Consider the following 21,812-nt stretch of genomic DNA (forward strand, 5'->3'; position numbering starts at 1 on the left):
GGGATGTCGGTGGGCATGAGGCAGACTTGAGAGGTTATGACTACACTTCTGCGCCCGGTACTGATGTCCTCCTCCGACGGATCCGCGTTGGGCGGTATCGCCGACTGGGCGGTCAACCTGATGGAGACCATCGGCGCACCCGGTGCCGGCCTGGCGATCGCCCTGGAGAACCTTTTTCCGCCGCTTCCCAGCGAAGTCATCCTCCCGCTGGCCGGTTTCACGGCGAGCCGGGGAAACTTCTCCCTCTTCGAAGCGATCTTCTGGACCACCCTCGGTTCGGTGGTGGGCGCCCTCGCGCTGTACGGGCTGGGAGCGGCGCTCGGACGACGACGGATGCGCGCGATCGTAGCCAAGGTACCCCTGATCGACGTCGAGGACATCGACAAGGTCGAGGCATGGTTCAACCGCCATGGCTACAGTGCCGTGTTCTTCGGACGCATGATCCCGCTCTTCCGAAGCCTGATCTCCATTCCGGCCGGCATCGAGCGGATGCCCCTGACCGTGTTCCTGGTCCTCACCACGGCGGGCAGCCTGATCTGGAATTCGATCTTCGTGCTCGCAGGGTTCTACCTTGGGGAGAACTGGCACATCGTCGAGGAGTATGCGAGCGTCTTCCAGCGGATCGTCATCATCGCCGTGGTGCTGGTAGCCGTCTACTTCGTGGTGACCAAGGTGCGCAAGTACCGCCGGAGCCCGAAGGCGAAGTAGGAGCCCCTGCAGCGGCTAAACTTGACGGGTGGGAATTGAGTTCACGGCCATCGACTTCGAGACGGCCAACGGGTTTCGGGGATCACCCTGCGCCGTCGGATTGACCAAGGTGCGGGCGGGCCGTGTGGTCGAGGAAGCCTCCTGGCTGATGAGGCCGCCCGCCGGCCACGACCACTTCGACCCGAGGAACATGGCCATCCACGGCATCACCGCCGATCAGGTGGCCCGGGAGCCGAGGTTCGGTGACCTTTTCGCCGAGATCGGCGGGTTCATCGGCAGTGACATCCTGGTGGCCCACAACGCAGCATTCGACCTCGGCGTCCTGCGCTCGGCCCTCGAGGTCTCCGAACTGGCAGGACCGGGATGGGACTACGCGTGCACGGTCCTACTGTCCCGCCGCAACTATTCCCTGGCGTCGTACTCCCTTCCGTTCGTCGCCGAAGCGGCGGGCGTTCCGCTTCTCAACCACCACGACGCAGTGGAGGACGCGCGGGCCTGCGCCGGAATCCTGATCGACATGGCGCGGCTGAACTCCGTGGACACGGTGGAGGCGCTCGTGGCATCCCACCAGTTGCCGATGTCCCGTGCCGAAGCCTATGAGCCGGGCGTCCACGAGATCTCGAAGGCCACCCGGACGGCGCTCGGGAAGGGGCCGTCGACGCCGTGGGCAGGCTGGCCCGAGGAGGGACCCAACCCAACCGCCAACGCCCAGGCGGACCCCACCCATCCGCTGTACGGGGAGACCGTCGTCTTCACGGGAACCCTCGGCCTTCCGCGGCCGCAGGCGAAGGAGAGGGCTGCCCGGCTCGGCGCGCAGCCTGCAAGTGCCGTCACGCGGAAAACCACCGTCCTGGTGGTCGGGGACGGTTTCGTTGCTGCCGACCTCCGGAACGGCCGCATCACCGGCAAGGCGCGTCGCGTGCTCGACCTGCACGAGCGCGGGCAGCGCATCGAGGTGCTCTCCGAAGCGGAGTTCCTCCAGATGACCGGCGGATCATGGCCGGCGACCAGCCCCTAGGGTAGCCGGTGCCACCCGACTGTTGCTGACGATGTGCCTTGCCGCAGGATCAGAGCCGGGACTTTTCTCCGGCAATGGCCCCGATCAGGGCGGACGCCGTTTCCCGAACCGCGCCGGCTCCCTCGACCCGGTCCAGTGCTTCGCTGGAGAACGCCTCGATACCGTAGAGTGCGCCGATCAGGTTCCCGGCCAGCGACCCCGTGGTGGCGGGGCTGCCTCCGTTGTCCACAGCGAGCTGCAGCGCAGCAAGGGCGTGCTGACGCGCGTCGGTGGGACCGGGAATGCTACCGGGGCCTTTCCCTGCAGCATTCCCGGGCACAGCGGCGAGCACCGCGTAGACAGCCAGGGCCAGCGCCCCGGTCGCCGTTCCGCTGGAACCGAGCTCGGCCGCGATGTCCGGGGGAGCCGGTGAATCTGCGGTAGCCAGGGCCACTGCACGCGTGAGTGCTGCGGCGAGGTCGCCGTTCCCGGCCTCGATCGCCTGCTCTGCTGCCCGGTCGACCGCGTCGGCAAGCGGGCTGGATTCGACAACGATCCGGTGGATCAGGGTGGCGAACACCACGGCGCCGGTCTTCGCCGCACTGTGGCCATGGGTGAGGGCCGCGGCGTCCCTCGTGAGCTTGTCCACCATGCCGAGGGGAATGCGGGGCACCAGCCCGAAAGGGGCGGAGCGGGACAATGCTCCGGCATCCTGCGCGGACGGGTTGACCGGGCGGTACCCGGTCCCCATCTCACCGGTTCGCAGGCCGGTGATCGAGGTGCTCCCCGGATTGCGGCGCGTGTGCAGCACGGTGTGGCGGTCGATCGGACGGGGAGGCGGCGACGGCGCGATCGGTGCGGGAACTTCGCCCTGGGTGGCGAGCCAACGGAGGTAGGCCAGCCAGAGGCACGCGGTCTCGTCGGCGGCGACCCCATCGTTGGCCCACTCCAGTGCGTCCACGAGGCCGTCCACCGTGTACAGCGTGAGCTGGGTGTCCTCAGCGAACGGAAGTCCAGCGGTCGACCCGGGGGAGAGGGGGCTCTCCGGCGTCGTCGGCGGTTGCTGTGCGTAGCCGAGGGCGTTGCCGAGGGCTCCCCCGAGGAGGCAGCCCAGAACCCGGTCTGGATATGTCGGTTGAATTGCCACCGGACCAGTCTAGGCGGACGGTTGCTGTGGGACCCGCCGCCGAGCCGGTGCACTGCGGTTTCAGGAACCGCCCGGTCTAGGATGGAACGCTGAACCGGTTCGGACCGTTGGTCTCCGAACCCAGCCCGCCAATCAAGGGAACTCTCCTTCATGTCGCACGAACTGCCGCACGCCCTGTCCGCCGAACCGCGCCGGGAAGGCGACGCCCCGGTTTCGTCCCGCACCTACGGGCTGGGAGCGAGGTCGGCGGCCGAGGGAGCCGGGTCCTTCCTCGTCGTCCTGGCGGGAATCGGCGTCACGACCCTGAACACCGACGCCGGCATTGCCCCCGTCCTTGCTTTCGGGTTCGGCCTGCTGGCGGCGATGATCGCGTTCGGACATGTGTCCGGCGGACATTTCATTCCGGCCGTCACCCTTGGTTCAGCCGTTGCCGGCAGGACGCCATGGCGCTCGGTGGTTCCCTACATCGTGGCTCAGGTCCTCGGAGCGGTGGCGGCAGCCGGCCTCCTGTGGCTGATCCTCAGCGCCAACGACCAGCTGCCCGCCTCGACGACGCTGTTCTCTGTCGGCGCGAACGGCTTCGACGACCATTCGGCCGTACAGTTCCCCCTTGCGAGTTCGTTCCTCGCTGAAGTGGTGGCCACGGCACTTCTCGTTGCGGTGTTCCTTGGCGCGACGGCGCGCCTCGCTAACAGGGCGGTGGCACCTTTCGCCGTCGGCCTGACCTATGCCGCCCTGCTGACGGTGCTGCTGCCGATCACCAACGGCTCGATGAACCCCGCTCGTTCGACGGCGGTAGCCATCTTCTCCGAGGGTTGGGCCCTCGAGCAGTTGTGGCTCTTCTGGGCGGCGCCGGTGGTCGGAGCGGTCCTCGCCGGCCTGATCTACCGGAGCGCGGACATGTCGTCCGAGGAGACCGCACCTCCCGCTGACGCCACTGTGGTGACCGCATCCGCGTCCCCGGCCGCCCCCAACGCCATGTCCTCGGCCGAGACCTCCACCGCGTCCCCGGCCGACACCTCGTCGTCGGGGTCGCGGTCGTTCTTCGACCAGGACGACGACGCCGCCGACAACGACACCGCACACGACACCGCCGGCACTGACACCGCACACAACGACGCCGCACGCAACGACAACGTCAACGTCGCCGGAGCTACCGTCAACGCGGCTGCCGCCCGGCGCGACGGCGATGACCCCTCGTTCGAGAAGGCCGGCAGGTAGGCCCGCGACGCGCCGTCCCTGATTGTCCGACCAGCGAGGTAGGTTCTGACCATGCGGTTACTCCACACTTCCGACTGGCACCTCGGCCGGTCGTTCCACGGCACCGGGACCCTCGCCGCGCAGCGCATCTTTCTCGACAACCTCGAGAAGACGGTGAGGGAATCGGACGTCGACGTCGTCCTCATTGCTGGCGACGTCTACGACCGCGCCCTCCCGGGGGTGGATGTCGTCGAACTCTTCGACGACGCGCTGGAGCGCCTGACCGCCGCCGGAGCGCAGGTCATCATCTCCAGTGGCAACCATGATTCCGCCACCCGGTTGGGGTTCGGAGGCAGGATCCTCGAACGCGGCGGCGTGCATCTGCGCACCCGTCTCGAGGATCTTGCCCGCCCGGTGCTGCTGCCCCTCGGTCCGGGAGCGGAGCTTGCTATCTATGGGGTGCCGTACCTGGAGCCACGGATCGTCGCAACCGCACTCGACGCCGAGCGGCCCACCCACGCAGCAGTCACGGAGGCGGCGCTTGACCTGATTGACGCCGATCTTCGACGGCGGCGGCGTTCGGGGACCGTCCACTCGCTGGTGATGGCGCACACCTTCGCGAGCGGCGGCACCAGTTCGGACAGTGAACGGGAACTGGCCCTCGGCGGACTGGGGGCGGTGCCGCTCAGCCTCTTCGAACGGTTCGACTACACGGCCCTGGGGCACCTCCACGGCCAGCAGCAACTGACCCCCACGGTGAGATACTCGGGCTCGCCTTTGCCCTATTCCTTCTCCGAAGCGAGGCAGACGAAGGGGGCCTGGCTCGTGGAATTCTCCGCAGCCGGCCTCGGAGGAATCACCCCCGTCCACTGGCCGGCACCCAAGCAGCTCGCCGTGCTGGAAGGACGCCTCGACCACCTCCTGAGTGATGAAAGCCTGGTCTGGGCCGAGGCCGCCTACTGCCAGGTGACGCTGACCGATCCCGAGCGCCCACCGCGGGCCATGGACCGGTTGCGCGAACGCTTTCCCGAGACTCTCGTCCTCGTCTTCGCCCCCGAGGGGAAGCCGGCCGAGGACACCCGGACGTACAGCCAGCGAATCGCGGACGCCAAGGATGACACCGGCATCTGTTGCGGTTTCCTCGAACACGTTCGGGGCCGGCAGGCGTCACCGGAAGAACGGGCACTCATCGACACCACCATCGACGCGGCCCTCAGCTCCGCGGCGGAACGCTGAGAGGCGGACACCTTCCATGAGGCTCCATTCCCTCTCCATCCAGGCCTTCGGGCCGTTCGCCGAGAAGCAGAGCGTCGATTTCGACGCGCTCGCCGCCCAGGGGCTGTTCCTGCTCAACGGACCTACGGGTGCGGGAAAATCGAGCGTGCTCGATGCCATCTGTTTCGCGCTGTACGGTTCACTCCCTGGTACCCGGAATGCGGCCAAGCGGTTGCGGAGTGATCATGCCCCGGTGGGCCTTTCCCCGGAGGTGGAGCTCGAATTCACGGTGGCCAACCGCCGGTTCCGGGTGGAACGTTCGCCGCAGTGGGACCGGCCCTCGAAACGGGGCGATGGGACAACCACCGAGCAGGCGCGAACCCTGCTGAGTGAACTGGTGGGGGAGGTCTGGGTCCAGAAGTCGAGCCGCAACGACGAGGCCGCCGGTGAGCTCCAGGCACTGCTCGGCATGGACAAGGAGCAGTTCACCCGGGTGGTGATGCTGCCGCAGGGGGAGTTCGCCGCATTCCTGCACTCCGATGCGAAATCGCGCGGGGCACTCCTGCAGCGGCTCTTCTCGACGGACCGGTTCGAGAACCTCGAGGTGCTGTTGACGGAGAAGGCACGGGCCGCTGCGTCGGCCCTCGCCGCCGCGGAAGCCGAGCAGCATCACACGCTGAGGCGGGCTGTCGACGAGGCAGCCCGCCACGGCGTCTCCCTCGAGCTGCCCGACGCTGTTTCTCCCGATTCTGTTTCTCGCGACTCTCCCGAATCCGCGGCTGAGGGGTCTGTCCGCCAGCCGGAGGTTGCTGCAGGAGAACGACCGGATGTCGCCGATGAGCCGGCCCTGCTGCAGGTGCAGCGGCTCCTCGAGCTGCTCGAGGTCCGGTGCCGGGAGGCCCACAGCGAGAAGCAGGCGCTGTCGCAGGCACTCGATGACGGCGCTGCCTGCCTTGCCCGTCTCCAGACGCGCCGGGCCGGCGCTGTCGCCCTTGACCGACTGCGGGAAGCGCAACGAAAGCACGACGGCGAGCGGAGCGAGGTTCTGGCACTCCGCCTGGCGCTGGAGCGGCACCAGGCTGTCCGGCTGCTCGAGGGTGAGCTACGGGCCGTGGAGGAAGCCGCCGAGGAACACGGCGCAGCGCAGGAAGCGAAAGCCGCGGCTCTGGCTGCACTGGAGGACAACGGGCCGGTGTGGGCATATCTCCGCAAGGGAGAACCAGAGAAGGTGCCCACGGATCTGCTGACCCCCGCTCGACTGGCAGCAGCGGGCATGGAAGCGTCCGCCGAAGCCGGCGTGCTGCGGGCAGCGCTGCCCGACGAGGACCGGCTCACGGCGATGCGCCGCGACCGCGAAAACGCTGCCGCCGACGTGGAGCGCCTCCGCGACAGGGAACGGGAAGCCGTCCGCCGGGCCGAGGAGCTGCAAAGCTCGAGGAAGCTCTCGGAGGAACGGGCACAGGCACTGGGGGAGGTTGCCCGCGGCACGGAGAACCGGAACAGGGAACTCGAGGCGGCCGCAGCCGTCGAGGAGGTCATTCGCGACCACGAAGCCGCCGAACAGCGGCGGGTTGCTGCGGAGGCGGCCTATGAGGCCGCGCTCCGGGAACACCTGGAGCTCAAGGAGTCCTGGCTCTCGAAGCTGCAGTTGCGCCTCGAGCAGTCGGCAGTCGAACTCGCCTCCCAACTGATCGACGGCGAAGGATGTGCGGTGTGCGGCAGCACCGAACATCCCCGGCCGGCCGAGTCCCACGGCACCGTGCGGGTGACCCACAGTGAGGAGCAGTTGGCGCGCGAGGCGCAGTCAGCAGCCGAGCAGCGGTTGGGCGAGGTACGGGTCGAGCGCGACGCCGCCGGCACGGAGACGACGCGCCTGGCGGCACAGGGAGGGACGGGCTCCATCGACGAGGCCCGCAGCGGGACGGAGCGTGCCCGAGACCGGCTCAGGGAGGCGCAGGAGGCTGCCCGGCAGTACGCACAGGTCTGCGCCGACGTCGTTCAGTTGCAGGACAAGGAGCAGCAGGTCGCCGCAGAGCTCGAGCTGGACCGTCAGGGTGCGGCTGATGCGGCGGCGCGCGTCTCCAGCCTGCAGGCACAGGGAACCGAGCTGTCCCAACGGCTCGAGGGCTTCCGGGGTGATTTCCCAAGCCTTCGGGACCGGGTAGACGCCGTCGCGGAAAGCTCCGCCCTGCTGGCCGGCGCGCAGGAATCCCTCGAATCAGCAGCGCGGACCGGACTGCGTCTGGAGAAGGTCGACCGGACGCTCGAGGGTGTTCTCGAAGCGTCGATCTTTTCCGGGAGGGACGAAGCGCGCGCCGCGCTTCTCCCGTTGCGGACAGTCGAAACCCACGGCGAAGCCATCCGTCGGTACGACGGCGCCGGACACCGCCTGGCGATCGAGGAGGAGGACGCCGCAGTCCGCTCCGCCCTGGCGGACGAGGAGAAAGGGCTCCCCGCACCCGTGCCGGACGAGCTGGACGCCGCGACCACGGCGCACGGGCTCCTCGTCGGGCAGGCCGGGGACGCTGCCGTAGCAGCCCAGCTGCTCGATCAGTCGGTCCTCCAGATCAGGACCTACCGCACGCTACTTCACCGGCAGGAAGAGGTGGCGGTGCCGCTGCGCGAAGAGCACCTCCTGATCTCTTCGGTGGCGGACTGCGCCCGGGGAGGAGGCGAGAACGCCTACAAGATGTCCCTGAGTACGTATGTCCTGGCGTCCCGGCTGGAACAGGTTGCGGAGGCCGCCACCGAGCGGCTGCTCGCCATGTCCGACGGCCGGTATGCGCTCGTCCACAGCGACGCTCGTGCGGGGAACAAGCGTTCGGGCCTCGGGCTGAACGTCATCGACGGGTGGACGGGCAATCGGAGGGACACCTCCACGCTTTCGGGCGGAGAGTCCTTCATGGCGTCGCTGGCCATGGCACTCGGCCTCGCCGACGTCGTCCAGCAGGAGGCGGGAGGTCTCGACATCGAGACCCTCTTCGTCGATGAGGGCTTCGGTTCGCTCGATGACCAGGCACTCGAGCAGGTCATGGATGCGCTCGAGGGGCTGCGCAGTGGAGGTCGGGTGGTGGGGCTGGTCAGCCACGTCGCCGAGCTGAAGCAGCGGGTTCCCGCGCAGTTGCAGGTCGTCAAGGGCCGTCAGGGCTCCACCCTGAAGTACGTGGAGCAACACCAGGGCGTGTAAAATCGGAAGCGTTACCGGGTTGGGCGCATCGGGAGGAGGGACGATGCGCGCCTGAACAGTACCCGGAAGAAGAATGTACAAGACTCCAGATACGCCGGAAACGGCACCCGTCACCTCAGCCAGGAAAAGCAGGCTCGGCCGCTTCGAAGTGCTGCCGAAGCTCGCGGGACGGTCTTTCCTCCCCATCGGCCTTTTCGCCCGGCTCCCGCTGGCGATGCTCACTGTCGGAGCCCTGACCCTTGCGACCTCCGCCAGCGGCTCCTATGCCGTGGGGGGCTTCGCCGCCGGGGCAGTAGGCATCGGGTCGGCCCTCGGGGCCCCGGTCCTCGGATTCCTTGCGGACCGTCTCGGACAGCGTCCGGTCCTGATCACTGCCGCGCTCCTCAACACCCTCGCGATCGCCCTTGTCGTCGCCTCAACCTATTCGGTGCCCGGGTTCTCCGGTGGCGCCCTGGTCCTGGTGCTGGTTTCCGCGTTCTCCATGGGATTCACCTGCCCGCAGATCGGACCGCTGGCCCGTGTCCGCTGGATGGCGTTGACCAGGGACAGGCCTGCATCCGATCTCGATACGGCGTTGTCCTACGAGAGCACGGCGGACGAACTCACCTTCGTGATGGGTCCGGCGCTCGTGGGCCTGTTGGCGAGCCTTATCGCTCCGTGGCTGCCGCTCACCCTGGCTGCGGTGCTGACCGTCGTTCTGGTGATCGCTTTCGCCGTCCATCCGACGTCCGCGCTCCTCGAGCCCGGTCGGCGTTCAGTCGGAGGAAGCAACGGAACCGGCCAGGTTCCTGCCGTGCGATGGAAACTCGTCGCGCTGCCGGTCGCGGGAATGGTGGCGATGGGGACGTTCTTCGGTTCCACCCAGGCCGCCCTCATCGCCTTTGCAGGCCAATTCGGGGCTTCCACCTCAGCCGGACTGCTGTACGCGGTGATGGGACTGAGTTCCGCAGCCGCCGCACTGTCGGTAGCGTACTGGCGGCAGTCCTTCTCCCACCACCGGAGATGGATCGCCTCTGCCGGCGGGATGGTCGCCCTGGCGGCTCTGCTGTTCCTTCCGCAGACCATCGCATCCATGCTGCTGGTCCTGTTCCTGCTCGGCATTCCGGTGGGTCCCACCATGGTGACCATCTTCAGCATCGGCTCCGTCGTTGCCCCGAAACACCTCATGGGCACGGTCATGACACTCCTCGCCAGCGGGATCGTCGCGGGCACGGCCCTCGGATCGTCCTTGGCCGGGCTTCTCGCCGACGGCGCGGACCCCACGCAGGCATTACTGGTGCCGCTGTGCGCAGCCTTCGCGCTCCTCGTTCTCGGGTTGGGAAGCACGAGAATCCTCCGTGCGGAGGAACGGCCAAGTGGCGGGCTGCCGTCCGCGGAGGCTGACGGATAGCGCAGGAAGGCCCGCCAGGGGGTATGATTTCGCTCACAGTAACCGAACGTTCTGTCGGTAAATCAGTTCCGTCCATCTGGAGTGACAATGACGTCTTCAACCGTCGCGCAGGGTACCGCGCACCGTACATCGCCGGAGGAGCGCCGCGTCCTCGCGGGCACCCTCGTGGGCACGACCATCGAATGGTATGACTTTTTCATCTTCGCGCAGCTGACCGCCACCGTGCTGTCGGCGCTGTTCCTGACGCCGCTGAGGGACTCGGACCCCGGACTTGCCCAGGTGCTCGCCTTCTCGCTGATCGGCATCAGTTTCCTGTTCCGGCCCCTCGGAGCCATCGTTGCAGGTCACCTCGGTGACCGCTTCGGCAGGAAGTCCGTCCTCGTCGCCACGCTGGTCCTGATGGGTGCAGCCACGGCGTTGATCGGCCTGCTGCCGACGTACGCGCAGATCGGAGCCTGGGCCCCGGTCCTGCTGATCCTCCTGCGGATCGTCCAGGGCTTCTCAGCCGGAGGCGAGTGGGGCGGAGCGGCCCTCATGTCGGTGGAGCACGCTCCACTGAGCAAGAGGGGCATCTTCGGTGCCTACCCGCAGATCGGCGTGCCGATCGGCATGATCCTTGCGACCGGAACCCTTCTCGCGCTCCGGACCGCTATCCCTGAGGACCAGTTCCTCGAGTGGGGATGGCGGGTGCCCTTCCTGCTGTCCGTGGTCCTGATCGTCGTGGGCTACCTGATCCGCCGAGCCGTCAGCGAAAGCCCTGTCTTCAAGGAACTCGCCGCACGCAAGGCTGAGAGCAAGGCGCCGTTGCGGGAGCTGTTCCGGAAGAACACGCGCGAAGTGCTTCTCGCTGCCGTCATCTTCATCGGTAACAACGCAGCAGGCTACCTGGTGATCGCGTTCTTCATCTCCTACGCGACGGGAACCCTGGAAATGCCGCTGGTTCCGGTCCTGCTGGCCACGACTCTCGCGTCCTTCGGCTGGCTGATCTTCACCATGGTGGGCGGATGGCTCTCTGATCGCATCGGACGGGTCCGAACGTTCCAGCTGGGCTACGCGCTGATCTTCGTCTGGATGCTGCCGCTCTTCATGCTCGTCGATACGGGTGACATCGTGCTGTACGGCGTCGGCCTGTTCGTCCTGACGATCGGCCTCGGACTGTCCTACGGGCCGATGTCGGCCATGTACGCCGAGATGTTCCCGGCAGCGGTCCGGTACTCCGGCATCTCCATCGGCTACGCACTCGGGGCGATCCTCGGCGGAGCGTTCGCCGCCACGGTGGCGCAGCTCCTGCTCAAGACCTACGAGTGGTCGGGCGCAGTCGCCATCTACATCATGGTTCTCTGCGCTATCTCATTCATCGGCGTGTCGATGGTCCGCGAGACCAAGGGCGCCCCGTTGGGTGTCTCGGAGCACTAGGACCGCCTTCGCCGGTTCCCGACGGTCGTTGCAGCACCCGGAGTCCTCGGGATGCTGCAACGGCCGTTCGGTTCCAGCTAGCCCAGGCTCGGCGCCTGGGAAGGCGGGGCCGGGATATGGACGTTTCCGGTAGTGACGCCTCCGGTGATCATGCCGCCCGTCGGGATTCCTCCGGTGGTTCCGGCATCGCCCGGCAGTCCCGACAATGGTGAATGGCGGACGATGGGAGCCGCTGCCGGCGCCGACTCCGCGGGCAGGCCGACGATCGAGAACCCGGAGCCGTCGTCGGAATGGGTCCGAAGCAGGAGCGCGACGTCGTGCGCGCTTGGCCGCTCGAGCGGATTCCGTGCCGTCATGAGCGTCAACAGCTCCACCCAGTCGGGCCCCAGCCACAGCGGAACCCCGGGATCGCGGAGCAGGCGTGCGAGGGCAGCCTCGACGATGGGGCCGGGAAAGGCCTTCTCACCCGTGAGGCACTCCAGGAGCACGAGTCCCAGCGAATAGATGTCACTGCTTCCGTCGACCGCGCCGCCCTGGGCCTGCTCCGGGCTCAGGTAGTTGGCGGTTCCGATCGTGGCCCCGGTGGCCGTCGCCATGGTGGCATCGACCATCCTTGCGATTCCGAAGTCGGTGAGCTTCGGGTACATGCGGGTGTCGTTGTCGCCGGAGTGGAACATCAGGATGTTCGCGGGCTTGACGTCCCGGTGCACTACTCCCTGTGCATGGATATAGGCGAGAGCATCGGCAAGATCGGCTCCCACCTGTGCCACTTCGGCCGCCTGTAGAGGCCCCTTCTTCAGTAGTTTGCGGAGATCCTCGCCGTCGATGAGCTCCATGACCAGAAAGCCGGAGGCGCGTCCGTCGGCGTCCTCGTACATGCCGGCGTCATGGAGGGTGACGAGCCCCGGATGGTTCAGCGTGGAGAGGAGCATGGTCTCGGTGTGCTGACGCCGGTAGTCGTCGTCGTCGGAGGTTGTGGGATTGAAGATCTTGATGGCGACGTCGCGGCACAGGTTCCGATCCACCGCCCGGTATACAGAGGCGGCGCCACCGACGCCCAGAAGGGTCGTGGTCTGGTACCGCTCGGCGAGGAGCACATCCATGGGTGTTCTCCTGGAAGCAGAATGTGGAAAGAGTGAGACCGCTGGATCAAAGGTAAGCCTACTGATCAGTTCCGATTATAGCGCGCTTCCGCCCGGCGCCTGCCCCTCGGCAGATCGACTTTACCAAAACTTAATGCCGCTTCGTGTCCTGTCAAGCCTCTTCTGCGAGGAATCGAACGGCGGCTGCCTTGAAACCGCGGGAAGTGATGGCGTTGGAATGGGTACGCCCCGGCAGCCATTCGAGCGTTGCGCGGGGAGCCAGTGCGGCAAGCTCCGGCGCTGACCGGGCGAATTCGTCCTGGTCCCCGGCCACCAGGAGGAGCGGGACCTTCGGCACGGCCTCGGTAGGCACGAATGGCTCACCCTTGACGGCTTCCACCATGGTGAGCAGTGCAAAGACGTTGTTGGAGGGGACGAGCCGGGCCATCCGCAGCAGATTGGCTGTCGAGGTGTCCGCGATCGGTGCCCCGTCGGCGATGAACTGCTGGGCGGCTTCCAGGTCGAACTCGGCCAGGGGATCCTCGACGCCGGGCCCACCCAGCACCATGCGGTGGACGAGCTCGGGCTGGGTGGCCCCGAACTCCCAGGCGAGACGGGCGCCGAGCGAGTACCCGATGATGTCCACCCCTGATGCCGACTTCCCGTCCGTCAGCGGCAGGACTCCCTGGTCCTGGAGAATCTGGAGCAGGTCCGCGCGCATCCGGCTGGGGGAGTACGCGTCGCGTTCCTCCGGCGCCGCACTTCCGCCGTGACCCGGCAGGTCGACGGTGATGACGCTCCTGCCGGCGTCGTTGAGGTACCGCACCCAGCCCGTGTCCTCCCAGTTGAGGCGCGAGGACGAGGCGAAGCCGTGCAGAAGGAGGACAGGGCGCAATTCGCTGCCGGCCGGAGCGGGGTGCAGTTCCACCGACAGCTGCGGGTCGGTGCCCTCCACCAGATGATCGCTGTGCCGTCCCATGGCCTGCCCCTCCCGTGCATCGTCCAACGGCCCGGCGGCCGCGGACTACTACACTACCCATTGCACGCGATCCGTCCATCGAGGGCTCGGGAATTCCCGGTTCTGGAGTCGCTCCGGACTCAGCAATGCGCTCAGGGATGGTCGATGGGGCGGAGGAGGAAAGAGACCGGCTCTCCAGAAGCCCTACCTCGGGTGGAGACGGCAGGAACGTGTGCTCCGTTGAACACATCCCCGCCGCCGGGCCAGCTTCGAACCGGCACCTGTGATCCTAGTCACCACTCCGAGGCGACGCAACCCCGCGGCGTACTACCGGATGACGAGTCCAGGATAGCTGCGTCGGCGACTCCGCGCCCGACGCCATCGAGCGGATCGCCGGCGGCATGTGCCACGGCATGGGCTATAGTCGAGGATGAGTAATAGTCACTCCGACCATAACTCACCGACGATGCTGATGCCGGGAGGGATCTGCCATGGCTTTCTCCTCGGCGAATGTCTCCGAACGGGAACTCCAGCCGCCGTCGCTCGCGATCTCCACCGTGATCTTCGCCCTGCGGCACGACCCGGACTCGGGCCGCCCCGAGCTCTGGCTGCCACTGGTCCGGCGCATCCGCCAGCCGCACCGCGGGAAATGGGCGCTTCCGGGCGGGCCCCTGGCCAGCCATGAGTCGCTCCAGGACGCCGCCGGGCGGAACCTCTCCGACACCACCGGGCTCGCTCCGCGCTACCTCGAGCAGCTGTATGCCTTCGGCGGCGTGGACCGGGCGGCGACGCAGCGCCTGGTGTCGATCGTGTACTGGGCCCTCGTGCAGCCCGACGAGGCCCACCATGCCCGTGAGTCCGAGAACGTCCGGTGGTTCCGTGCAGACTCCCTCGAGCCGTTGGCTTTCGACCACAACGAGATCGTCGACTACGCGCTGTGGCGGCTTCGGAACAAGATGGCCTACGGGTCCATCGCCTACCACTTCCTGGGTGACAGATTCACGCTCGCTCAGGTACGCGAGGTCTACGAGGCGGTGCTGGGCCTCGAGCTGGATCCGGCGAATTTCCGGCGCCATCTGCGCGCCGCTCCGGATATCGCACCAACCGAAGAATTCCAGCAGGGTGGCCGCCACCGGCCGCCGCGCCTCTACCGCTACCTCGGCCCGCAATCACCGGCCACCGCTGGAACAGCAGCGAACACCCCAGTCGGCACACCCGCTCCGGTCAATACAGGGAGAAACCCATGACCTCGGTCAACACCGCAATCCAGCTCGTCACACGCCGCGATGCCGAGCGTTCCGCAGGAACCGCACGCACCTGCTCCCCGGCGCTTGCATCAGCCCCCTGGGCGTTCGACGCCGCGCCGCTTCCCGAATACGGTCCCGGCGCATCGATGGCGGACAGCGCTCCCGCCGCGACCCCCCGCCAGGGCGAATTGCCCGCGGAATACCGTACGGCGTCGGAGGAGGAACTCGACGCGCGGATCCTCGCCGCCAAGGAGGACCTGGGCGACAGGGCGGTGATCCTCGGGCACTTCTACCAGCGCGACGAGGTGGTGAAGTACGCCGACTTCGTCGGGGACAGCTACCAACTCGCCCGCGCGGCAACCGAGCGCACGGCGGCTGAAGCCATCATCTTCTGCGGCGTCCATTTCATGGCCGAGACTGCGGATCTGCTGTCGCTGCCGGCGCAGTCCGTGATCCTTCCCAACCTCGCGGCGGGCTGCTCCATGGCCGACATGGCGGACATCGACTCCGTCACCGAGTGCTGGGAACAGCTTGCGGAACTGTTCGGAACGGAGCCCGACGCCGCCGGCCGCGTTCCGGTGATTCCCGTCACCTACATGAACTCGTCGGCGGCGCTGAAGGGTTTCTGCGGCAGGAACGGCGGCATCGTCTGCACCTCGTCCAACGCCGCGGCCGTCCTCGGCTGGGCCTTCGAGCGCGGGCAGCGCGTCCTGTTCTTCCCGGATCAGCACCTCGGGCGCAACACGGCCAAGGCCATGGGCGTGGCCCTCGAGCACATGCCGATGTGGAATCCGCGCAAGCCTCTGGGTGGTAGTGACGAGCAGACCCTGTTGGAATCGCAGGTGATCCTCTGGCATGGATTCTGTTCCGTCCACAAGCGCTTCACCGTCGAACAGATCGAACAGGCGCGGAACGAACACCCGGGAGTCCGCGTCATCGTGCACCCCGAATGCCCCATGGCCGTCGTCGATGCCGCCGACGAGGCAGGGTCGACCGACTACATCCGGAAAGCCATCGCTGCGGCCGCCCCTGGAAGCGTCTTCGCCGTCGGGACCGAGATCAACATGGTCAACCGGCTCGCGGCACAGCACCCCGAGCACACCATCTTCTGCCTTGATCCGGTGATCTGCCCCTGCTCGACGATGTACCGGATCCATCCCGGGTACCTTGCCTGGGTGCTCGAGGCGCTGGTGCGCGGCGAGGTGCTGAACCGCATCACCGTCCCCGACGACGTCGCGGGTCCGTCCCGGATCGCCCTGACACGCATGCTTGCGGTGCAGCCGTGAGACAGGCTGCGCAGGCGCAGCGCGTCGTGGTGGTGGGCGGTGGCGCCGCAGGACTGTACACGGCGCTCACCCTCCGCGCGCTGAACCCCCGCGTGCGCGTGACGCTGCTGACGAAAAGGAAGATCGAGGAGAGCAATACCTGGTACGCGCAGGGCGGTATCGCAGCCGTCCTCCCGGGCACTGCCGGCCCTGACAGCATCGGCGCGCACATTGCAGACACTCTTGCCGCCGGCGCGGGGCTCTGCGCCGAGGATGCCGTCACGCTGATGTGCGAGGAGGCTCCACGGCACATCACCCGGTTGGAGGAACTCGGAGTGCCGTTCGACGTCGACGGCGGGCGGCCCGCCGTCGGGCGCGAGGCCGCCCATTCCGCACCACGGATCCTGCGGATCGGCGGCGACGCCTCCGGCGCGGGACTCGCCTCCGGGCTCATTCCTGCCGTCCGGGCCGACGACGCTATCGACGTGACCGAACATGCGTTCGTCACCCGCATCCTGCGCACCTGGGACGGTTCCGGATGCCGCGCCGCCGGCGTCGAGTTCATCCCCGGCACCGGCACCGGTCCCGCGTCGGTCATCCAGGCCGACGCCGTCGTGTTGGCTACGGGCGGGGCCGGCCAGCTGTTCGAACACACGACGAACCCTTCAGTGGCCACGGCCGACGGCGTCGCACTCGCCTGGCGTGCGGGAGCGGTGGTGGCCGACGCCGAGTTCTTCCAGTTCCATCCCACGGCGTTGGATGTCCCGGGTCATCCGCTCATCTCCGAGGCTGTCCGCGGGGAAGGGGCCAGGCTCGTCGACGCGTCGGGGAAACGGTTTCTTCAGTACTTCTCCGACGCCGGCGACCTGGCGCCCCGCGACATCGTGTCCCGGAGCATCGCCCGCCATCTGGCAGCCACGGGGGAGGCGCGGGTGTTCCTCGACGCGACCGGGCTGGGCCGTGCCTTCCTCGAGCGCCGCTTCCCCACCCTGACTGCGCTCACCCGGGGACACGGGCTGGACTGGTCGGCGGAGCCGATTCCCGTGGTGCCGGCAGCTCATTACTGGATGGGCGGCGTGCAGACCGACACGTCGGGCCGCACTTCGTTGCCAGGGTTGTATGCGGTGGGGGAGGTTGCCTGCACCGGCGTCCACGGAGCCAACCGGCTCGCGTCGAACTCGCTGCTCGAAGGTCTGGTCTTCGGTGCGAGGGCCGCGGCGGACCTTTCGGCTCCGGCCTCCTGGCCGGTCTTCGCCTCGACGCCCCTCGATCTCGGCGGCTCCGGCGTGGAGCAGGTGTTCACCCGCTCGGAGCTGCAACGCCTGATGTCCGACCACGCCGGCGTGGTCCGGGACGGAGGCGGCCTGCGGATCGCTGCCAAGCAGCTCGCGCAGTTCGGGATTGCCGGCTCCTCCGTGGCGGACCGTGAGCAGGGTAACCTCCTCCTCGCCGCACGCCTGGTGGTGCACGCCGCGGCAGCGAGGACCGCATCAAGGGGCGCCCATTACCGCTCCGATGAACCGGACTCCGCTTCGAACCGACGTTCAGTGCCCGAAGGATCCGGGAAGCCGGTAGGGTCCGGCAACTCCATGGCCTTCTCGGACCCAGCAGCAGGAGTGGCCCCATGACCGAAGCCCGGTATCGTTTCGGACATCCCGTCGGTGGTGCGCCCGGACCCCTGCTGCAACCTCCTCCAGCCGCCGTGGTGGACCGCATCGTGGCCTCGGCCCTCGACGAGGATGCGCCGTGGGGTGACATCACCTGCCAGGTACTCGTGCCGGACGGGTTGTGTGCCAGCGGTTCGATCACCGCGCGTGAGGCGGGGATCTTCTGCGGTGCCTCGATTCTCGAGGCGGCGTTTCGCCTCACCGATCCATCGATCGAGGTGCGGATGGCAGTGCGCGACGGCGAATCCTTCGGCCCCGGAACCGTCCTCGCCACTCTCGACGGCCCGGCTGCGGCCATCCTTACCGCGGAGCGCTCCGCCCTGAACCTCATCCAGCGGCTCTGCGGCATCGCCACTTTGACCCGGGATTTCGTCGAGGCTGTGCAGGGCACCGACGCCCGGGTGGCCGATACCCGGAAGACCACCCCTGGACTCCGCGTCCTGGAGCGCTTCGCCGTTCGCTGCGGCGGCGGCTTCAACCACCGGTTCAGCCTCTCCGATGCCGTGATGGCCAAGGACAACCACCTTGCGTTGCTGTCGGCGGACGGACCCGCTGCCCTCACGGAGCGTCTACGCGAAGCACGTGCACGCCTGCCTCACACAGTGCATTTCGAGGTGGAGGTGGACCGCCTCGACCAGATCGCTCCCGTCCTCGCCGCAGGCGTGGACACCATCCTGCTCGACAACTTCTCCCTCCAGGACCTCATGGCGGGAGTGGCGCAGATCAACGGCCGTGCACTGGTGGAGGCCAGCGGCAACGTCCGCCTCGAGACGATCGCCGCCATCGCGCGAACGGGCGTGGACGTGATTTCCTCGGGCGCCCTGACCCACAGTGCGCGGGCCCTCGACCTCGGCCTCGACTTCACCCCGAACAGATGATCTACCTCGACGCCGCCGCGACCGCCCCTCCCCAGCGCGCAGCACTCGAGGCACTGTGGCCGCTGCTGACCTCGAACTTCGGGAACCCCTCGAGTCACCATGCACCGGGGGAAGCGGCAGCCATCGCGCTGGACGAAGCACGCCGCACCGTCGCACGGCTCCTTTCCTGCCGGCCGTCGGAAATCACCTTCACCTCGGGCGGCACCGAGTCGAACAACCTCGCCCTCAAGGGGATCGCGCTCGCGGCCCCCCGCGGCCGGCACATCGTCACGAGCCCCATCGAGCACGCAGCAGTGTCCGGCCCGCTCGAGTACCTCGCGCGCGTCCACGGCTTCCGGGTCTCCGTCGTCCCTGTCACGGCCGAGGGAATCGTGCCGCCCGCTGCGCTGAAGGAGGTGCTCACCCCGGACACCACGCTGTGCAGCATCATGTACGCGAACAACGAGGTGGGCACGGTCCAGCCCCTCGCCGAGCTGGCGGCGGTGTGCGCCGCCGCGGGTGTGTACTTCCATAGCGACGCCGTGCAGGCGGCTGGCTGGTTGCCGCTCGACGTCGGAGCCCTCGGAGTGGACGCCCTCAGCATTTCGGGGCATAAGCTGGGCGCGCCGAAAGGGATCGGAGCGCTCTTCTGCAGGGGAAGGATTCCCCTCGAACCCGTGCTGCACGGCGGCGGCCAGGAGCGCGGGCGCCGCTCTGGCACCGAGAACGTGGGCGGCGCCGCAGCACTGGCAGCCGCACTCGACCTGGCGCAGGCAGCCTTGCCCGACGCGGCCCGTGCGGCGACGGTCCACCGGGACGTGCTCATCTCCCACGTACTCGAGCACGCGCCGGACGCCCGGCTGACAGGGCACCATACCCAGCGCCTCCCGGGTCTCGCCTCGTTCTGCTTCCCGGGCGTCAGCGGTGAAGCGGTCCTCCTGGAGCTCGAGCGTCTCGGCGTCGTCGCATCGAGCGGTTCCGCGTGTGCCGCGGGGTCGGATGAGCCGTCCGCCGTGCTGCTGGCGCTGGGCATCGATCCAGGGACAGCCCAGAGCGCCCTCCGGTTGTCCTGGACCCGCGACACGCCCGGGGAGGACCTGAAGACGGCGGCGCGCGCCGTCGTCGCCGCCGTGCGCAAAATCCGGAACCTGCGGAGCGTTCCGCCCGCCGCCCCGGCGCCGGCCCATCTACACTGACGGCATGACTTCCGCGAAACCGCTCCGGTGCAGGGCTCTGGCAGTGTTCAGCGCCGCGGCCCTGCTGCTCACCGGCTGTTCGAACGGCGATGAAGGGTCCCCGGACGCCGGTCCGACCGCCGGGGCGCCATCCGCCGTCGCGACCTCCACCGCCCCGGAAGTGACAGTACCTCCCCGCGAGGCACGCGAGGGCTGGAAGGTCTTCACCGATCCGCTCAGGCTCCTCAGCTTCGAACTGCCGGCCGACTGGGTGGTCCAGCCGATCGAACCCGGTCCCGGCGTGTATGCGGCGGATTCGGTGCATTACGCGGTGCGTACGCCGGCCGGAACCACGGCGGCCGAACTCCATACGGGAATCCAGACCGAGGAGCCGCCCTGCCCCGCCTCCGACCTCACCCCCTACTACGTCCTCGGCAGCGAGCCGTTGAGTATCTCCGCGCCCCCCGACGCCGCAGACATCATCGAACCGCGTCTCGTGATGCGGATCATCCAGGGGTTCCGGTTCTTCAGCTCCTACGGCATCACTGATCAGGTGGGGGGCGCCGACGGCGTGGCCTGCGCGCTCACCAACACCGTGCTGGCGGACAATTCCCTCGGGCGCGTCAGCTTCGGGGACCTCGAGGTGCTCGTGCCGAAGGCTCCGGCGAACACCGGCCCGCAGAACGTCACCTTCGGCACCATCAGCGAGGCCCAAACCTACTTCGACTCACCGGAATTCGCGGTGACGCGGCAGGTCATCGCCTCGCTGCAGTTTGCGCCTCAGGCGGGCTGAGGCAGGTTCGCGTAGCTGACACCCGTGAGCTCGGCGCTCCGATTCCACAGCCGGGTGGCGGTGTCCCGATCCAGGACCCGGGACGACGGCGCCACGAGCGTCGCGTTACCACGGGTCTCACCCGGGCCGTCCGGTCCGTAGTAGTCGCCGCCCTGGACATCAGGTGCGGTGGCAGCGTAGAGCACGGGAATGGCGCCCGCGGCATCGGACTGGCTCAGAAGTTTGAAGAAGACGCCGAAGGCGTCGAGCGCCGTCGGCAGGTTCATCCCGGCTGTGAGGTTGGTGTTGGCAAGTCCTGGATGCGCGGCAACCGAGGCGAGGGGCCAGCCGGCCGCACGGGCGCGGCGGTCGAGTTCGATCATGAAGTACAGGTTCGCGACCTTGCTCTGCTGGTAGGCGGACCAGCGACGGTAGCGTTTCGTCGACTGGAGGTCTGCGAAGTTGATCCGGCCCCGCTTGTGCGCAAGGCTCGACACCGACACCACCCGCGGCGCCTCCGCCTCCTGAAGGTGCTCCAGCAGCAGGCCGGTCAGCGCGAAGTGCCCCAGGTGGTTGATCCCGAACTGCTGCTCGAACCCGTCCTCGGTGACTTTCCGCGGAGTGGCCATGACACCGGCGTTGTTGATGAGCACATCCAGCGGTTTCGTCCATTCGTCAGCGAACCGCCGTACGGAAGCCAGGCTCGAGAGATCGAGGAGCCGCAGTTCCACCGTGCTGCTGCCGCTGAGGGAGCGGATCCGCTTCTCGGCGTCGCGCCCCCGTCCCTCGTCCCGGCAAGCGAGTACCACGTGCGCTCCCTTGCGGGCCAGGGCCGTGGCCGCCTGGTGGCCGATGCCGCTGTTCGCTCCGGTGATGACGATCGTCCGGCCGGTCTGGTCGGGAATGGAATTTGCGGTGAAGGGGCTCATGCGGGAAGTGCCTTTCGGTTTCGGGGCGGATCTTCGGTGCGGTTCTTCGGGGTGAAACGAAGGATCAGTGCTGCTGCTCCACTGCCTGGGTGATTTTTCCCGTCAGTAAGCGCAACTGTTCGAGTTCCTCACTGCTGAGGACGGGGCCGAGCACCTCCTGGATGCGCTGCACGTGTGCGCTGCCGATGCTGTGCTGCAGGTCCCTGCCCTCGTCGGTCAGCGCTACCTCCACGCCCCGCTGGTCCGCTTCGGCAGCGCGCCGCGCCACCAGGCCCTTGGCCTCCAGGCGATCGATCATCCGGCTCAGGCTCGGCTGGCTGATGAGCAGGTGCCCGTTCAGTTCGTTGAGCCGCGTCCACCCGGAGGGGCACCGGGTGAGGTTGAACAGGACGTCGTACTCGCCGATCGCCAACTGCCGGAAGGCAGGGTCCTGCCTCAGTCGCCTCATCACGGTGACCTGCGCCCGGAACAGCGACTCCCAGGCTTCGGAGGTCAGCCGGACGGGTGGCGGGTCGGTAAGCATGGTCGGTCTCCTGCCGGGATGGGTCACTGCAGCGCAGTAGATGCAATTGCATCCACTCTACTTTCCAACTCCGGCGG

General features: G+C 67.9%; 18 protein-coding genes. 13 read left to right on the plus strand and 5 right to left on the minus strand.

From position 1 onward, the window contains the following. Window positions 1–36 precede the first annotated feature (36 nt). Together IWX75_RS05730 and IWX75_RS05735 are read left to right on the plus strand one after the other, a co-directional pair. On the plus strand, window positions 37–708 hold the full coding sequence (locus IWX75_RS05730) for a DedA family protein (protein ID WP_196821255.1): 672 nt from the start codon (window positions 37–39) through the stop codon (window positions 706–708). Window positions 709–736: 28 nt separating this feature from the next. Then, window positions 737–1,726, plus strand: a complete 990-nt coding sequence (locus IWX75_RS05735; RefSeq protein WP_196821256.1) for an exonuclease domain-containing protein — start codon at window positions 737–739, stop codon at window positions 1,724–1,726. Window positions 1,727–1,775: 49 nt separating this feature from the next. Here the strand turns inward: IWX75_RS05735 and IWX75_RS05740 are convergent, their stop codons facing one another. Continuing rightward, on the minus strand, window positions 1,776–2,852 hold the full coding sequence (locus IWX75_RS05740) for an ADP-ribosylglycohydrolase family protein (protein ID WP_196821257.1): 1,077 nt from the start codon (window positions 2,850–2,852) through the stop codon (window positions 1,776–1,778). A 150-nt stretch (window positions 2,853–3,002) separates the two neighbouring features. On the opposite strand from IWX75_RS05740, the gene IWX75_RS05745 reads away from it, so the two are divergent. From IWX75_RS05745 to IWX75_RS05765, 5 genes are all read left to right on the plus strand, one after another. Beyond that, window positions 3,003–4,073: an aquaporin gene (locus tag IWX75_RS05745; RefSeq protein ID WP_196821258.1), complete on the plus strand. Its 1,071-nt coding sequence runs from the start codon at window positions 3,003–3,005 to the stop codon at window positions 4,071–4,073. 51 nt (window positions 4,074–4,124) lie between these two features. Further along, window positions 4,125–5,288 carry an exonuclease SbcCD subunit D gene (locus tag IWX75_RS05750; RefSeq protein WP_196821259.1) on the plus strand — a complete coding sequence of 388 codons (1,164 nt, stop codon included), beginning with the start codon at window positions 4,125–4,127 and terminating at the stop codon, window positions 5,286–5,288. Between the two features lie 16 nt (window positions 5,289–5,304). Then, window positions 5,305–8,454, plus strand: coding sequence for an AAA family ATPase (locus IWX75_RS05755; RefSeq protein ID WP_196821260.1), 3,150 nt, complete (start codon window positions 5,305–5,307; stop codon window positions 8,452–8,454). 73 nt (window positions 8,455–8,527) lie between these two features. Beyond that, the gene (locus tag IWX75_RS05760; protein ID WP_196821261.1) at window positions 8,528–9,844 is read left to right on the plus strand and encodes an MFS transporter; all 1,317 of its coding nucleotides are present in this window, start codon (window positions 8,528–8,530) and stop codon (window positions 9,842–9,844) included. Between the two features lie 87 nt (window positions 9,845–9,931). Beyond that, entirely contained in the window at window positions 9,932–11,260 is a 1,329-nt protein-coding gene (locus IWX75_RS05765; protein WP_196821262.1) for an MFS transporter, read from the plus strand. 77 nt (window positions 11,261–11,337) lie between these two features. Here IWX75_RS05765 and IWX75_RS05770 read toward each other — a convergent pair whose 3' ends face one another. Both IWX75_RS05770 and IWX75_RS05775 read right to left on the minus strand, forming a co-directional pair. Further along, entirely contained in the window at window positions 11,338–12,363 is a 1,026-nt protein-coding gene (locus IWX75_RS05770) for a serine/threonine-protein kinase (protein ID WP_196821263.1), read from the minus strand. A gap of 151 nt (window positions 12,364–12,514) precedes the next feature. After that, the gene (locus tag IWX75_RS05775; protein WP_196821264.1) at window positions 12,515–13,321 is read right to left on the minus strand and encodes an alpha/beta fold hydrolase; all 807 of its coding nucleotides are present in this window, start codon (window positions 13,319–13,321) and stop codon (window positions 12,515–12,517) included. A gap of 470 nt (window positions 13,322–13,791) precedes the next feature. On the opposite strand from IWX75_RS05775, the gene IWX75_RS05780 reads away from it, so the two are divergent. From IWX75_RS05780 to IWX75_RS05805, 6 genes are read left to right on the plus strand one after another with little or no spacing between them, the layout of a single operon-like run. Then, window positions 13,792–14,547: an NUDIX hydrolase gene (locus tag IWX75_RS05780; protein WP_196821265.1), complete on the plus strand. Its 756-nt coding sequence runs from the start codon at window positions 13,792–13,794 to the stop codon at window positions 14,545–14,547. Next, window positions 14,544–15,833 (plus strand): quinolinate synthase NadA, encoded by a 1,290-nt coding sequence (nadA, locus tag IWX75_RS05785; protein WP_196821266.1) that lies wholly within the window; start codon window positions 14,544–14,546, stop codon window positions 15,831–15,833. Before IWX75_RS05780 ends, nadA begins: the two co-directional genes overlap by 4 nt. Next, window positions 15,830–17,440 (plus strand): L-aspartate oxidase, encoded by a 1,611-nt coding sequence (gene nadB, locus IWX75_RS05790; protein ID WP_196821267.1) that lies wholly within the window; start codon window positions 15,830–15,832, stop codon window positions 17,438–17,440. The genes nadA and nadB overlap by 4 nt, the downstream gene beginning before the upstream one ends. After that, window positions 17,437–18,357: a carboxylating nicotinate-nucleotide diphosphorylase gene (gene nadC / locus IWX75_RS05795; RefSeq protein ID WP_196821268.1), complete on the plus strand. Its 921-nt coding sequence runs from the start codon at window positions 17,437–17,439 to the stop codon at window positions 18,355–18,357. The genes nadB and nadC overlap by 4 nt, the downstream gene beginning before the upstream one ends. Further along, on the plus strand, window positions 18,354–19,532 hold the full coding sequence (locus tag IWX75_RS05800; protein WP_196821269.1) for a cysteine desulfurase family protein: 1,179 nt from the start codon (window positions 18,354–18,356) through the stop codon (window positions 19,530–19,532). Before nadC ends, IWX75_RS05800 begins: the two co-directional genes overlap by 4 nt. A gap of 4 nt (window positions 19,533–19,536) precedes the next feature. Continuing rightward, a complete protein-coding gene (locus IWX75_RS05805; RefSeq protein WP_196821270.1) occupies window positions 19,537–20,304 on the plus strand; it encodes a hypothetical protein in 768 nt (255 codons plus the stop codon). Here the strand turns inward: IWX75_RS05805 and IWX75_RS05810 are convergent. Next, on the minus strand, window positions 20,292–21,212 hold the full coding sequence (locus IWX75_RS05810; protein WP_196821271.1) for an oxidoreductase: 921 nt from the start codon (window positions 21,210–21,212) through the stop codon (window positions 20,292–20,294). The genes IWX75_RS05805 and IWX75_RS05810 overlap by 13 nt on opposite strands. A gap of 64 nt (window positions 21,213–21,276) precedes the next feature. Further along, window positions 21,277–21,735 (minus strand): MarR family winged helix-turn-helix transcriptional regulator, encoded by a 459-nt coding sequence (locus tag IWX75_RS05815; RefSeq protein ID WP_196821272.1) that lies wholly within the window; start codon window positions 21,733–21,735, stop codon window positions 21,277–21,279. Window positions 21,736–21,812: the final 77 nt, after the last annotated feature.

The sequence above is a fragment of the Arthrobacter sp. CAN_A6 genome (genome assembly GCF_015751715.1).
Taxonomy (GTDB): Bacteria; Actinomycetota; Actinomycetes; order Actinomycetales; family Micrococcaceae; genus Arthrobacter_D.